Here is a 13,974-nt window from a genome sequence, read left to right on the forward strand (position 1 = left end):
CATGACAACGAGAAGAGATTTTATAAAAAAGACAGGTATGGGTACGGGAGGCGTTTTGGCCATGTCTTCAGTACCATTCTATATCAACAATCCAAAGGCAAACCTGGGCAAGGAAATTATTGGCCATGGAGATTTTAGGTATAGGGTAGAGGTCGGTTGGGGCGATCTAGATCCGAAAAAACATCCTGTCAATAATTGCCATGAAATGGTAATCGACAAAAAAGGCAGGGTCTTTATGCTTACCGATCACGCCAAGAACAATGTGCTGGTCTATAATAAATCTGGGGAGTTGTTGCACAGTTGGACCCTGAATTTGCCGGGTGCACATGGTCTGGGCATACATGAAGAAGGTGGGGCGGAATTTTTATACATCACCGATCCCTCTTTAGGGAGGGTCGTAAAGACCGATTTAGAGGGTAGGGTAGTCCTAGAGATAGCCTCGCCCGTATCGGCGGGAATTTACGGGGAGCACGCGCCCTTCAGGCCAACGGAAACCGCCATAGGTCCCAATGGGGATATCTATGTGGCCGATGGCTACGGTTCGCAATATATTTTACAGTACGATTCCAAGGGTAATTTCATTCGCAAATTTGGGGGCGATAGCTTTCTCTCCAAGGAAAAATTCAAACAGGCGCATGGGGTAGCCTTAGATAATAGAGACCCATCAAACCCGACCTTGCTGTGTACGGCCCGCATAAAAAACTCGTTCAAACGCTTTTCCCTTGAAGGGGAATTCCTTGAAGATTATTATATGCCGGGACTTTTTGTGAGTCGGCCCGTAATCGACGGAGATAACGTATATTCAGGGGTTTGCTTTGGAATGGAAGAAGGTAATTACAATTTGCAGGCGAACAAGGGCTTTGTTACTATCCTAGATAAGGATAATAAAGTAATCTCTAATCCGGGTGGTACTGAGCCGGTTTACGAGAACGGAAAATTGAAGTTGATGTTCCAAGAAAACCCCATTTTTAAGCATTGTCATGATGTGTGTGTAGACAATGATAAGAATCTATATGTTTGCCAATGGAATGCGGGTGGAATCTATCCTTATAAGTTACATCGAATTTAGAAACTGGTTTCATATATGAAACTAATTGAAATTCATTAAAAGTTTGTTTTCTGTTTTTTAGGATGTTAAGGAATGCAAGAAATCCTTATATTGTAGCTCTAAGATTGAACTCAAACTTTATGAAAGGACTATTTTTAGTTGTATGTATTTCCGTTTTTACTTCGTTTAACGGATCTGCTCAAGAAGAAACCGAATATAATCCCGAAGCTAAACTTTTAGAATTGGGAATAGAACTTTCAAAACCTTCTGCCCCTATGGCCAATTATGTAAATGCGGTACGTACGGGAAATCTTATCTTTTTATCCGGAAAAGGTCCTACCAAAGCCAATGGAGAAAATATTACGGGAAAATTAGGGGCCGACCTTAGTATAGAAGAGGGTTACGAGGCAGCTAGGGTAACGGGTATCAATCAAATTTCGGTCTTGAAAATGGAGTTGGGCGACCTGAAAAAAGTAAAGCGTATCGTCAAGGTACGCGGTATGGTAAACGCCGTCCCCGATTTTACCGATCAACCCAAAGTCATCAACGGATATTCAGATTTAATGGTAGCGGTCTTTGGCGAAAGGGGAAAGCATGCACGTGCCGCCGTGGGCATGGGTTCTTTGCCCGGCAATATTGCAGTGGAAATAGAAATGGTAGTTGAGGTAGAAGATTAGATTATGTTTGATCGTAGATGGTTCCGCCCTGTTTTCAAAAAGGCCTTGCCCTGCCTTTTTGCCTTGTTAAGTCTTAGTGGTTGTAAGCCGGATAAAGACGAACCTGAATTTTTGTTACGCACCGCCCTTTTGGTGAACGAAGAGCATACTTGGTACAAGGCCTTTGTCTATTTCGGGGAAATTCTCGAAGAACGCAGCAAAGGACGTATCAAGGTAGAAGTATATCCTTCCGAACAATTGGCCAAAGAAATCGAAGCGATCAGGCTGATTCAGGCCGACGTTATCGATATGACAACCACGGGATCTACCCTTACGAATTGGTTTGAAGTGGCTACCTTCTGTGAACTTCCTTTTTTGATGCAAGATTCTACCGATATGAACCGGTATATCAATGGCCCCATAGGTAAATTGATGGAAGAGGAAATGATCAACAAATCGGGACTTCGACCCTTGGGCCATTTTGAACGGGGACCCAGACACCTTACTTCAAATAGGCCTATACGGCATCCCGACGACTTAAAGGGACTCATAGTTCGCGTGCCGAACGTTCCTTCTTTCGTAACATTGTGGAAAGCCCTGGGCGCGAAACCTACACCTATGGCCTTTTCCGAGGTTTTTACCTCGTTGCAGCAAGGTACCATAGAAGCACAGGAAAATCCGTTTGCCTTGATCAACAACGCAGGTTTTGCCGAAGTGCAAAAATACTTGAACCTGACCGGGCACGTCATGAGCTGGGTCTATCCGGTCATGGGCGAAAAACAGTTTCAGCGACTCCCTCCAGATTTAAAGGAAATTTTTTTGGAAGCGGCCAAAGATATGCAGGCGTATGAGCATCGTCTCTTTTTGGAGAACGAAAAGAAAGTACAGGATGCCCTCAAGGCCAAGGGCATGGAGTTTATAGAAGTGGATAAGGAAGCCTTTCAACAAAAATGTGAGGAGGCCATTTACAACAGTCTTTCTCCTGAAATGCAAAAGATATACGATCAACTCAAAGTAGAGAAAGATGCTTCATAAAACAATAGGACGTATTTTAAAAATAGGCGTATTATTGAGTACATGGGGCCTTATCGCTACCGTGCTCTTGCAAATTTTCTGCCGGTTCACTCCTCTGGACACCCCCTCTTGGACAGAGGAAGCTTCACGTCTCTTTTTTATTTATGCCATGTCTTTTGGTGCCGGCCTGGCCATGAAAAACGAGTACTACGTTCACTTAGATATGTTCTATAGCCGTTTTCCCATAAAAATGCAACGGTGGTTGGTTCAGGTCATTCCGGTAGTCGTTTTGGTTTTATTCGTGGTCATGGCTATCTATTCCGTGCAATTCGTGCTGTTGGGCATTCCTGAGAAATCGCCCAGTATGGGCTTTAATATGGGGGTTGCCTTTTTTAGTATGCTTATCATGTCGACATCCATTAGTTATTACCTCTGGAAAAAAATCCAAAGAAATTATAAAAATTCGAAATCATGATTTGGGTCCTTGTCGTAGTATTTGTGGTATGTCTTGTCTTGCGGTTTCCCATCGCCTTTGCACTCGGACTCTCTTGTTTGGGGTATATCTTGGTAAAGGGCATTCCCTTGATCATTGTGCCCATGAAAATGTATTCGGGCATTGATGTATTTGTTCTATTGAGCGTTCCTGGCTTTATTATGGCAGGGAACCTTATGAACCATGGCGGTCTGACCGAAAAGATAATTACCTTTTGCAACCATTTGTTGGGCCATATTAGAGGTGGACTTTCCTTAGTGAATATTGGGGCTTCAATGTTATTTGCCGGTATTTCGGGTACGGCCATTTCAGATACGGCCAGTATGGGGTCTATTATGATTCCGGCTATGAAGAAAGAGGGCTATGACACGGGTTTTTCATGTGCGGTTACGGCGGCTTCCTCAACTATTGGCCCGATTATCCCACCTAGTGTGCCCATGATCATTGCGGCAACCTTGAGCGGACTCTCGGTAGGAAAACTGTTTCTTGCCGGGGCATTGCCCGGCTTGTTGTTGGGGGTGGGCCTATTGATTACGGCCTATGTCATATCCAAAAAGAAAAATTATCCTAAACACGCCAGAAGTAGTTTTAAGCAGGTGGCCCATGGTTTTGTCGATACGTTTTGGTCACTTTTAATGACCTTTATTATTTTGTACGGTATTATTGGGGGTATTTTTACTCCCACCGAAGCCTCGATAATCGCAGTAGTCTACGCCTTGGTTATCGGGAAGTTCGTATACAAGCGGTTGAGCTTTAAAAACATTCAAGTCGTTTTTCTCGACAGTATGAAAACCTCGGCCTCACTTATGGTGTTGGTGGGCTTTGCCAACTTATTCGGCTATATATTGATCACGGAACAGATTCCGCAAAGCATTTCTAGTGAAATATTGGGCTTTACCGATAATAAATATGTGGTACTGCTGTTGATCAATATTCTCTTGATCGTGGTGGGTACTTTTATGGAGACCATTGCCGCTCTTTTGATCTTGTTTCCCATCTTATTAAAAGTGGCCTTGGCCGTAGATGTAGACCCCATTCACTTTGCGGTCATTGCCGTACTGAACCTGATTATCGGTTTGACCACCCCGCCCGTAGGGGTATGCCTGTTTGTGGCGTCGAGCATCGGTAAGATATCTATCGGGGAAGTGAGCAAGGCCGGACTGCCCTTTTTGGTGGTCAGTTTTGTGGTGTTGACCTTGGTGACCTTGTTTCCTTGGTTTTCCTTGGTGCTACCCAATTTATTCATGGATTAAACCGATTTCTTATGAAGATGATTAAAAACCTTATTCTTTGCGTCTTCTCTATGGTCATGACCATGGCTTTTGGCCAAGAGGCGTATGTGCTGAAAAAGAACATTCCTTATTACCCCGAAGCTATCCGTTCTCAAGATGCCTATGTGAAAGAACGGTGCAAGTTAGATGTATACTATCCGAAAGATTTGGTCAATGCTCCGGTAGTGGTTTGGTTTCATGGAGGGGGACTCAAAAATGGAGAAAAGAATATCCCTGAGGGGTTGGAGGAAAAAGGTATTGTTGTGGTAGCGGTCAATTATCGTATGCACCCGAAAGTGAAACATCCGGTTTATATTGAAGACGCCGCGGCGGCAGTGGCTTGGGTATTCAAGAATATTTCTGTCTATCACGGGAGTGCTGATAAAATAGTGGTATCAGGCCATTCGGCCGGCGGATATCTCGCCAGTATGGTGGGACTGGATAAGTCGTATCTCGGAAAACACGGGATAGACGCCGATAAAATTGCGGGCTTGGCACCTTTGAGCGGACATACCATAACCCATATGACCATTCGTGAAGAAATGGGAATAAAGGAAACACAGCCCATCGTGGATAAATTTTCTCCCCTGTTCCACGTACGGAAAGATGCTCCCCCAATGTTATTGATTACGGGCAACCGTGAGTTAGAGCTCTTGGGGCGATATGAAGAAGTAGCCTACTTCTATAGAATGATGAAGGTTGTTGGGCACACCGATGCCGTGTTGATGGAGCTTGACGGCTATGGTCACCTTATGGTTTATCCGGCACTGCCTTTGCTTGTAAATTTTGTAAAGGAAAAATCAGAAGGGTAAGCCAACAATTTTATCTAAAAACAATATAAAATTAGTTGCCCAGTTTTTTCGGCACACGCAAAAAAACTTTATTTTTGCACTCTTATTAAATTGGCCTCGTAGTTCAATGGATAGAATAGAAGTTTCCTAAACTTTAGATGCAAGTTCGATTCTTGCCGAGGTCACTATCTTAAATTGTTGTTTTATAAGGGGTCTTAAGCCCTAAAAAAGAGAAAAGTCCTTTTTTAGATAAGGGCTTTTATATTTTATAGACATCGAATTTCTTGATCAATTCGTTTATCCTCTTTTTGTTTTCTTCTAGCTTCGCTTCCAGTTCTTTTATCTGTTCTTTGGTAATGGTATTCATGCCATCATAATTAATATTGTCCGATTATAACGGAATATGATGGCTTACATTGTATGTATCTGATCAAATACATATTTTTTTATGGGCGGGGTGGTCCGGTCAATATGTATGTAAACGACCGAATCCTTCTTAAGACTGGTTTTTATCAGTGCTTGGGCGATTCAGTCCTACCTTTTTGCCCAAATCTCGTACATGGGTTCTCCCTTACTATTGTTTCCGGTATGGTGCCAATCGCTTCCTTTTAGTTCGTAGTCGAAATTTAAGGTCGCTCCCACACGGGAATCGTCTTTTGAGAAAAAGTCTATGTTTTCGGTGTAATGGCCGTCTTTTGAACTAAAGGAACCTCCGCCCGTACCGAAAAATTTCATGCTGTCGGTATGGTAGGCAATCCATTGAAAGCGTCCGTTCATAAGTAGTTTGAGTGTTTTTCTAGGGTTTTCTTCGCCCCTGCGCTCTTGACCGGTATCGGGGCCGCGTGTGGCAAAAAGCCATTTCCCGTCCAAGGCTTGTGTAAGGTGGGCAATCGGTTTAAAAGTAGCGCTGGATTTCAGTTCAAGAACAAGGGCATCCTCTTTTTGTTCGAAGGGAATCTGTAGTGTCTTCAGTTGGTCGTTTTCGTAATTGGAATTGAATTCCAAATCGACAATAAGGTGATTACCTTCTACTTTTACAAAACCTCCACGGGTCATTATAAAGCGGGCCGGACTTTTTTCGTAGACCGTATGTACAAGGTAACCATCGTTGATATGAAGCTCATGGGTGGTATTTTTTTGGTCGATGTGCTCTTCAAAAAGGTAACTTTTTGATGCCATTTGGGCACTGACAAGATGGGTCGTGGCCAAAATGAGGAATAAAACCATGCATTTTGTCCTAATTTTGATTGTAGTTTTCATTTGTTGAGGATTTTTAATGGTTTAAAAATAAGGTAATTACATTATATTTTTAGCTTTTGGACCTCCTTTTAAAATTTTTTTTCACGCTTTGTCGTAATTTTTTTGAAAATTCTTGATTTTAATTTTTTTTTGTTTTCATTTGTCCTGTCTTTAGCGATTTAAAACTAGAGGCGTATAGAGCTTTTAGCTGAACATTATGCAATGTGTTTCTATGTTCGGGCTATGGGAGATTAGGAAGTCAAATCTCATAGCAACCCATCAGATGGGCGGCCGAATTTTAAAGCTAACTTCCGATTTTTCTACTACTATTGTGCAAAGCCAGCACAACTACTTTTTTATTCCTACTACTCAGGAACAAATTCTTATATGATACCATCGGTAACAATTATTTAATCTTTACAGCACACCTTAGTAAAAAAATATACCGATTTTCATTCACAAGAATTCACAATGAATACAAAATACATCGATCTGATCGATCAAACTTACTTTTTCCCTCAAGAGGAGTTCACCCTTGAGGACGAGCACTTGAAATTTCATGACATACCGCTTAGAGATGTGGTGGAAAAATTTGGGAGCCCTTTAAAATTCACCTATCTGCCTAAAATTTCAGAGAATATCGGCAGGGCGAGAAACTGGTTTGCGAACGCTATTGAAAAGAATGCCTACAAGGGCAAATACCACTATTGTTATTGTACCAAAAGTTCGCACTTTCAGCATATCTTACACGAAGCGCTCAAGAACGATATCCATATCGAGACCTCTTCGGCCTTTGACATCAATATCGTAGAGCAGTTGAAAAAAGATGGAAAGCTAAAAGATAGTGCCTATGTAATCTGTAACGGTTTCAAACGCGAGCAGTATGTAGATAATATCGCGAGGCTGATCAATAACGGCCATAGGAACTGTATCCCTATCATTGATAATTACGAAGAGATCGGACTTTTGTCCGACGTTATAGACGATACCTTTAAAATCGGGATTCGAATAGCTTCTGAGGAAGAACCCAAATTCGAGTTCTATACCTCTCGCTTGGGAATTGGCTACAAGAACATTGTACCGTTTTTTGAAAACGAAATCAAGGACAACGACAAGGTAGAGCTGAAAATGCTTCACTTTTTTATCAATACCGGTATTCGTGACAATGCCTATTATTGGAACGAGTTGGTAAAATGTCTGAAAGTGTACACCCGTTTGAAAAAAATCTGTCCCTCTTTGGATAGCTTGAATATTGGTGGAGGATTTCCCATCAAGAATTCCTTGGCCTTTGAGTACGATTATCAATATATGATCAACGAAATCTTGAACCAGATCAATATTACTTGCGAAGAGGCCGATGTGCCGGTTCCCCATATTTTTACGGAGTTCGGAAGTTTTACCGTTGGTGAGAGCGGCGGGGCTATTTATGAAATTCTCTACCAAAAACAACAGAACGACCGTGAAAAATGGAATATGATCGATTCATCTTTCATTACCACTTTGCCCGATACTTGGGCCATTAACAAGCGATTTATCATGTTGCCCATCAACCGATGGAACGACGAGTACGAACGCGTGCTTTTGGGTGGCTTGACCTGCGATAGCGATGATTATTACAATAGTGAGCAGAACATGAACGCTATTTACCTGCCCAAATACAAACGCGATAAACCTTTGTATATAGGCTTTTTCAATACAGGGGCCTACCAAGAGACCATTGGCGGTTATGGCGGTCTACAGCATTGCTTGATCCCCCAGCCCAAACATATATTGATAGATAAGGATGCCGATGGCAATCTTACCTATGAGGTCTTTAGTCCCCAACAAAAGGCGGAAGACCTACTGGATATTTTGGGTTATAAAACGGATAAATCTAGCGTAGGCACCAGCGATACTACTATCGAACATGCAATTACATCAAACGTATAAACTTCAACAATCAAGATGAGCACAACAAAGAATTATGCGGGCATTCCCGACAAATTCGCACAATTAGAAACGGCCAAGGTAGTTTTAATACCTGTGCCTTATGATGGAACAAGTACTTGGGGCAAAGGTGCCGATAAGGGCCCCCAAGCATTTTTAGAGGCTTCCGAGAATATGGAGCTTTACGATATCGAAACCGATAGCGAGGTGTATGAGCAAGGCATTCATTTGGCCGAGGCCATAACCGAGAACAGCTCACCGGAAGCCGTGGTAAACGCTGTTCATAAACAGACCAAAGATTACATTAAGCGCAACAAGTTCGTAACCTTGTTCGGGGGGGAGCATTCCATTTCGATAGGTACGATCCGCGCCTTTAACGAATGTTTCGATAATCTGACCGTTTTGCAGATCGATGCCCATGCCGACCTACGCGAGTCGTACGAGGGTACAAAATACAACCATGCCTGTGCGGTTCACGAAGCCAGTCAGACCACAAATCTGATCCAAGTAGGGATTCGTTCCATGGATGCTATAGAAAAATCGTTTATGGACGAAGAAAAGACCTTCTTTGCCCACGATATGGTACATGATGAGTATTGGACGGACAAGGTAATCGAAGCCATGACCGACAACGTCTTGATTACCTTTGATCTTGATGCCTTTGATCCTTCGATCATGCCTTCAACGGGAACTCCCGAGCCAGGGGGACTCTTTTGGTACGAGACCTTAGAGTTTTTAAAACAGGTATTCAAGGAGAAAAACGTAGTGGGCTTTGATATTGTGGAGCTCTGTCCCAATCCCGCGGATAAATCTTCAGATTTTCTTGCCGCTAAATTGTATTATAAAATGCTAAGCTATAAATTTATGGGTGAGGCGTCAGATGACGAATATGACAATACCTACGATGTAGATTACAAATCAGGTACGAACGGTTTAAAATTTGATGATGACGAAGACTAAAGGAGCAATTTCCGAATTTATAGAAAAATATTACCTGCATTTTAATGCTGCCGCTTTGGTTGATGCCGCCAAGGCATACGAAGAGCAATTGAACAAAGGTTCTAAAATGCTTGTGTCATTGGCCGGAGCGATGAGTACTGCCGAATTGGGCAAGATCTTTGCCGAAATGATCCGTCAAGACAAGGTACAGATCATATCGTGTACAGGGGCCAACCTAGAGGAGGATATCATGAATTTGGTAGCACATTCACATTACAAACGTGTTCCCGAATACCGAGACCTTACGCCCCAAGATGAGTGGAATTTACTCGAAAAGGGCCTGAATAGGGTAACCGATACCTGTATTCCCGAAGAGGAAGCCTTTAGAAGGTTGCAGGAGCATATTTTTAAGATATGGAAAGATGCCGAGGAAAAAGGGGAGCGTTACTTGCCGCATGAATACATGTATAAAATGTTGCTTTCCGGGGTGCTTGAAGAGTATTATGAAATCGACCTTAAAGATTCATGGATGTACGCCGCTGCGGAGAAGAACCTACCTATTGTGTGCCCAGGATGGGAAGACAGTACTATGGGCAACATCTTTGCATCTTATGTGCTAAAGGGCGAGTTGAAGGCCAGTACCATGAAATCGGGTATTGAATATATGACCTTCTTGGCCGATTGGTATACCGATAACTCTAAAAACGGTATCGGCTTCTTTCAAATCGGAGGAGGTATAGCTGGTGATTTTCCTATCTGTGTAGTGCCTATGCTCTATCAAGATATGGAACGTACCGATACACCGTTCTGGAGCTATTTCTGCCAGATCAGTGATTCTACCACCAGTTACGGGTCGTATTCGGGTGCGGTTCCGAACGAGAAAATTACATGGGGGAAACTCGATATCGATACCCCGAAATTTATAATAGAAAGCGATGCAACCATTGTTGCGCCATTAATTTTTGCTTATCTTCTTGACTTATGAGTAGTAGAAAAGAAAACACAAATTTAAAGCGCGTCATCGTAGACTTTAAAAAGTTGACCCCAGAAGTGTTGAAGCTTTTGGTGGAGGCTTATCCCGATGGTTATGATGATCGAAATATTATTTCCTTCAAAAATGCCAATGGTGAACGTATTGAAGCTGTTGAAGTGTTGACCGAAGACACCAAATATTTGGTGAAGATCAGTGCGAAGCTTGAGTACACTATGGAGAATTACGACGAAGATGATTATGAAGATTTTGATGATGACGATCCAGATGCGGTAGTAGAGCCCGACCCTGAAGATATGGCTCAAGACGATGATTAGAGCCGTTCTACGGTTTGCGCAAAACCTTTGTTGCCCGTTCTTCGGGCAGTGGCCCTTCTTAGCTCTATTCCAAAATTTTGTTCATAGTAACAATTACCGCTTAACGCCTGTTCGATGAAAATAGAGGATATAGAGAATATAGAGTTGAAGTTTTTAAGCCTTGATGATTATCAAGAGCTTAAAGATGCCATGATATCGGCCTATGCCAATATGCCTGGATCCTACTGGAAAGAAAAGCAAATAAAATCGCTTATCGATAAATTTCCGGAAGGCCAGGTGGTAATCAAGATAAATGGACAGTTGGCCGGTGTGGCCCTGTCCATTATTGTAGACTATGACCGTTTCGATGACGAACACACCTATGAGCAGATTACGGGCAACTATTCCTTTGCCACGCATGACGATGAGGGCGATGTGCTCTACGGTATCGAGGTCTTTATAAAGCCACAGTTTCGCGGTCTTAGATTGGGGCGTCGCTTGTACGATTACCGAAAGGAATTGTGCGAGAAGTTGAACCTTAAAAGTATTGTCTTTGGAGGAAGAATGCCCAATTTTCATAAATACATGGGCGAGCTTACCCCAAAAGAATACATTGCCAAGGTGCGCCGTAAGGAAATTGCCGATCCTGTACTGAACTTTCAGATCAGCAACGACTTTCACCCTGCCAAGGTCATGAAGGGATACTTGGAAGGCGATAAGGATTCGAGTGACTTTGCCATTCTGATGGAGTGGGACAATATCTATTATCAAAAACCTTCTAAAAAGGCGGCGACCAAGAAAAAAGTCATTCGTTTAGGGCTTATACAATGGCAGATGCGACCCTATAAAGATTTGGAAGAACTGCTGCAACAGGCGGAGTATTTTATCGATGCCGTTTCAGGGTATAGGTCCGATTTTGCCCTGTTTCCCGAGTTTTTCAATGCGCCCTTGATGGCCAAGGACAATCATTTGTCCACTTCCGACGCCATTCGTGAATTGGCTAGGCATACGGGTGATATTGTACAGAAATTTTCTGAGTTTTCCATATCCTATAACATCAACATCATAACCGGAAGCATGCCTGAAATGATCGATGGCCGTTTGTACAACGTAGGCTATTTGTGCCGACGTGACGGTAGTATGGAACGTTATGAAAAATTACATGTCACCCCTGACGAAGCCAAGGTCTGGGGAATGCAAGGTGGAACCCAACTAAGGGCCTTCGATACCGATTGCGGTAAAATAGGCGTCTTGATCTGTTATGATTCCGAATTTCCTGAACTAAGCCGTTTGTTGGCCGACGAGGGTATGGATATATTGTTCGTTCCCTTTTTGACCGATACCCAAAATGGCTATTCTAGGGTGCGGTATTGTGCCCAGGCAAGGGCGATAGAAAACGAATGCTATGTGGCTATTGCCGGTAGCGTGGGCAACTTGCCCAATGTGCAGAACATGGATATTCAATTTGCCCAATCCATGGTATTTACACCTTGTGATTTTTCCTTTCCCACCAATGGGATCAAGGCCGAGGCCACACCGAATACCGAAATGATCTTAATAGCCGACGTAGATATCGATTTGCTGCGCGAACTTAACCAATTTGGGGCCGTACGGAATTTGAAGGATAGAAGAAAAGATATATTTGAACTAAGAAAAAAAGTGTAGTTTGACTGACTTAAAGATTATAGGAAGCGAAGAATGGTGCGTGTTTGAAAATTTGGGTATCCCGGCCATAAAGGCAAGGGTAGATTCAGGGGCCAAAACATCGTCCATACAAGCGACCAACATAAAGATTATTATGAAGGGCACCCAAGAATGGGTAAAGTTTGAAGTAAGCCCGCTTCAAGAAAACCGAAGTATTTCCATACCCTGTCAGGCGCGGTTGGTAGACCGTAGAATGGTAAAAAGTTCTTCGGGAATCTCAGAAGAGCGCTTGGTGGTACGTACTGCGGTTACCTTGGGAGACGAGACTTTCGAGATAGAGCTTACCTTGGCCAACCGTGATACCATGGAGTTTCGTATGCTCTTGGGGCGCGAGGCGCTGAACGAACGTTACATTGTTAACCCTGCACTCAATTATCAGATACAGGATTTTGACGAAGCGGTCATTAACCAAAAATACGCTCCCTATTTTAAGGAGAAAACGGGGTTAAAGATTGCCCTCTTGGCCAGCAACCCTAACCTATATAGTAATAAGCGTATCATGGAAGCCGCTGAGGCCCGTGGTCATGAAATTGTTTTTCTGAACGTAGAATTGGCTTATATGAAGCTTGATGCCCACTCGCCTGAAATCCGGTATAGAGGGGGCAATATTCTGAATGCCTTCGATGCCGTTATACCGAGAATCAAACCTTCGGTTACCTTTTATGGTTGTGCATTGATCCGACAATTCGATAATCTTGGGGTCTATTGCCAAAATACGGCCGAGGCCATTACGCAGTCAAGGGACAAGCTTTTTGCATCGCAATTGTTTTCTAAGAACGATATACATATTCCTATAACCGGTTTTGCCAAATCCCCAATGGATACCAAAGACCTGATCAAAATGGTCAATGGGGCACCTTTAATTATCAAGTTGCTGGAAAGTACTCAAGGAAAAGGGGTGGTGCTCGCCGAGACCAATAAGGCTGCAGAGAGCGTGATCAATGCATTTAAAAGTGTAAATACCAATATTTTGGTGCAAGAGTTTATCAAGGAAGCCAACGGGCAAGATATTCGCTGTTTCGTTGTCAACGGAAAAGTAGTGGCCTCTATGCAAAGACAGGCTGAAAAAGGGGAGTTCAGGGCCAATATCCACCAAGGCGGCAAGGCTTCCATTATTAGGATCACTTCCGAAGAACGCAAACTGGCACAAAAGGCGGCAAAAGTTTTGAACCTGGCCGTTGCCGGGGTCGATATCATTCGCTCGAACAAAGGCCCCTTGCTCTTAGAGGTAAATTCGTCCCCCGGTCTTGAAGGCATCGAAAATGCAACGGGAAAAGACATTGCCAATGAAATGATCGTGGCCATTGAAAAGAAGTTAAGGTTTAGTATCTAAATCGAACACCCTATCAAATAGTCCGAATTTGGAACTATAATACTATACCGTAGTACCTATATAATAGACCGAAAAAAGAAGACCTCGTTTTGCGAGGTCTTCTTTGTTATATATAAGGATGCCAAAATAGAGGTATACTTTCTCTTTGTGGTTACCCTTTTCGACCTACCGACATAGCCCATGGATCTATCTTCAATACATGGGTGTGATACACATCAAAATGTCTTTCACCTTCCTTTTTGACCTCCTTGCCGATATCACCGATAAAGGGGT

General features: G+C 43.0%; 13 protein-coding genes and 1 tRNA gene. 13 read left to right on the forward strand and 1 reads right to left on the reverse strand.

The window, feature by feature from the left end:
- Position 1: 1 nt before the first annotated feature.
- From ZOBGAL_RS09465 to ZOBGAL_RS09495, 7 genes are all read left to right on the forward strand, one after another.
- A complete protein-coding gene (locus tag ZOBGAL_RS09465; protein WP_013993364.1) occupies positions 2 to 1,069 on the forward strand; it encodes a twin-arginine translocation signal domain-containing protein in 1,068 nt (355 codons plus the stop codon).
- Positions 1,070 to 1,188: 119 nt separating this feature from the next.
- Positions 1,189 to 1,725 (forward strand): RidA family protein, encoded by a 537-nt coding sequence (locus tag ZOBGAL_RS09470; RefSeq protein WP_046287433.1) that lies wholly within the window; start codon positions 1,189 to 1,191, stop codon positions 1,723 to 1,725.
- Positions 1,726 to 1,728: 3 nt separating this feature from the next.
- On the forward strand, positions 1,729 to 2,739 hold the full coding sequence (locus tag ZOBGAL_RS09475; RefSeq protein ID WP_013993366.1) for a TRAP transporter substrate-binding protein: 1,011 nt from the start codon (positions 1,729 to 1,731) through the stop codon (positions 2,737 to 2,739).
- Positions 2,729 to 3,193 carry a TRAP transporter small permease gene (locus ZOBGAL_RS09480; protein ID WP_013993367.1) on the forward strand — a complete coding sequence of 155 codons (465 nt, stop codon included), beginning with the start codon at positions 2,729 to 2,731 and terminating at the stop codon, positions 3,191 to 3,193. The genes ZOBGAL_RS09475 and ZOBGAL_RS09480 overlap by 11 nt, the downstream gene beginning before the upstream one ends.
- Positions 3,190 to 4,464, forward strand: a complete 1,275-nt coding sequence (locus ZOBGAL_RS09485; RefSeq protein WP_013993368.1) for a TRAP transporter large permease — start codon at positions 3,190 to 3,192, stop codon at positions 4,462 to 4,464. The genes ZOBGAL_RS09480 and ZOBGAL_RS09485 overlap by 4 nt, the downstream gene beginning before the upstream one ends.
- A gap of 11 nt (positions 4,465 to 4,475) precedes the next feature.
- On the forward strand, positions 4,476 to 5,294 hold the full coding sequence (locus ZOBGAL_RS09490) for an alpha/beta hydrolase (protein WP_013993369.1): 819 nt from the start codon (positions 4,476 to 4,478) through the stop codon (positions 5,292 to 5,294).
- Between the two features lie 92 nt (positions 5,295 to 5,386).
- Positions 5,387 to 5,458, forward strand: a tRNA-Arg gene (locus ZOBGAL_RS09495).
- Between the two features lie 349 nt (positions 5,459 to 5,807).
- Here the strand turns inward: ZOBGAL_RS09495 and ZOBGAL_RS09500 are convergent.
- On the reverse strand, positions 5,808 to 6,500 hold the full coding sequence (locus ZOBGAL_RS09500) for a hypothetical protein (protein ID WP_013993371.1): 693 nt from the start codon (positions 6,498 to 6,500) through the stop codon (positions 5,808 to 5,810).
- Between the two features lie 483 nt (positions 6,501 to 6,983).
- Here ZOBGAL_RS09500 and ZOBGAL_RS09505 point away from each other — a divergent pair, with 483 nt between their 5' ends.
- The 6 genes from ZOBGAL_RS09505 to rimK all read left to right on the forward strand — a co-directional run bounded on the left by ZOBGAL_RS09505 (position 6,984) and on the right by rimK (position 13,701).
- Positions 6,984 to 8,441 carry a type III PLP-dependent enzyme domain-containing protein gene (locus ZOBGAL_RS09505; protein WP_013993372.1) on the forward strand — a complete coding sequence of 486 codons (1,458 nt, stop codon included), beginning with the start codon at positions 6,984 to 6,986 and terminating at the stop codon, positions 8,439 to 8,441.
- A gap of 15 nt (positions 8,442 to 8,456) precedes the next feature.
- On the forward strand, positions 8,457 to 9,398 hold the full coding sequence (gene speB / locus ZOBGAL_RS09510) for an agmatinase (RefSeq protein ID WP_013993373.1): 942 nt from the start codon (positions 8,457 to 8,459) through the stop codon (positions 9,396 to 9,398).
- The gene (locus ZOBGAL_RS09515; RefSeq protein WP_013993374.1) at positions 9,385 to 10,362 is read left to right on the forward strand and encodes a deoxyhypusine synthase family protein; all 978 of its coding nucleotides are present in this window, start codon (positions 9,385 to 9,387) and stop codon (positions 10,360 to 10,362) included. The genes speB and ZOBGAL_RS09515 overlap by 14 nt, the downstream gene beginning before the upstream one ends.
- Positions 10,359 to 10,685 carry a hypothetical protein gene (locus ZOBGAL_RS09520; protein WP_013993375.1) on the forward strand — a complete coding sequence of 109 codons (327 nt, stop codon included), beginning with the start codon at positions 10,359 to 10,361 and terminating at the stop codon, positions 10,683 to 10,685. Before ZOBGAL_RS09515 ends, ZOBGAL_RS09520 begins: the two co-directional genes overlap by 4 nt.
- A gap of 114 nt (positions 10,686 to 10,799) precedes the next feature.
- Positions 10,800 to 12,329, forward strand: coding sequence for a bifunctional GNAT family N-acetyltransferase/carbon-nitrogen hydrolase family protein (locus ZOBGAL_RS09525; RefSeq protein ID WP_013993376.1), 1,530 nt, complete (start codon positions 10,800 to 10,802; stop codon positions 12,327 to 12,329).
- A gap of 1 nt (position 12,330) precedes the next feature.
- Positions 12,331 to 13,701 (forward strand): 30S ribosomal protein S6--L-glutamate ligase, encoded by a 1,371-nt coding sequence (gene rimK, locus ZOBGAL_RS09530; protein ID WP_013993377.1) that lies wholly within the window; start codon positions 12,331 to 12,333, stop codon positions 13,699 to 13,701.
- Positions 13,702 to 13,974: the final 273 nt, after the last annotated feature.

This window comes from Zobellia galactanivorans (assembly GCF_000973105.1).
GTDB lineage: Bacteria > Bacteroidota > Bacteroidia > Flavobacteriales > Flavobacteriaceae > Zobellia > Zobellia galactanivorans.

What these genes read in the sequence shown, in the direction of transcription:
- ZOBGAL_RS09515 (WP_013993374.1), top strand. Translation starts at nt 9,385, where the DNA reads ATGACGAAGACTAAAGGAGCAATTTCCGAATTTATAGAAAAATATTAC.
- ZOBGAL_RS09475 (WP_013993366.1), top strand. Translation starts at nt 1,729, where the DNA reads ATGTTTGATCGTAGATGGTTCCGCCCTGTTTTCAAAAAGGCCTTGCCC.
- ZOBGAL_RS09490 (WP_013993369.1), top strand. Translation starts at nt 4,476, where the DNA reads ATGAAGATGATTAAAAACCTTATTCTTTGCGTCTTCTCTATGGTCATG.
- ZOBGAL_RS09505 (WP_013993372.1), top strand. Translation starts at nt 6,984, where the DNA reads ATGAATACAAAATACATCGATCTGATCGATCAAACTTACTTTTTCCCT.
- ZOBGAL_RS09525 (WP_013993376.1), top strand. Translation starts at nt 10,800, where the DNA reads ATGAAAATAGAGGATATAGAGAATATAGAGTTGAAGTTTTTAAGCCTT.
- ZOBGAL_RS09480 (WP_013993367.1), top strand. Translation starts at nt 2,729, where the DNA reads ATGCTTCATAAAACAATAGGACGTATTTTAAAAATAGGCGTATTATTG.
- ZOBGAL_RS09500 (WP_013993371.1), bottom strand. Translation starts at nt 6,500, where the DNA reads ATGGTTTTATTCCTCATTTTGGCCACGACCCATCTTGTCAGTGCCCAA.
- speB (WP_013993373.1), top strand. Translation starts at nt 8,457, where the DNA reads ATGAGCACAACAAAGAATTATGCGGGCATTCCCGACAAATTCGCACAA.
- ZOBGAL_RS09485 (WP_013993368.1), top strand. Translation starts at nt 3,190, where the DNA reads ATGATTTGGGTCCTTGTCGTAGTATTTGTGGTATGTCTTGTCTTGCGG.
- ZOBGAL_RS09465 (WP_013993364.1), top strand. Translation starts at nt 2, where the DNA reads ATGACAACGAGAAGAGATTTTATAAAAAAGACAGGTATGGGTACGGGA.
- ZOBGAL_RS09470 (WP_046287433.1), top strand. Translation starts at nt 1,189, where the DNA reads ATGAAAGGACTATTTTTAGTTGTATGTATTTCCGTTTTTACTTCGTTT.
- ZOBGAL_RS09520 (WP_013993375.1), top strand. Translation starts at nt 10,359, where the DNA reads ATGAGTAGTAGAAAAGAAAACACAAATTTAAAGCGCGTCATCGTAGAC.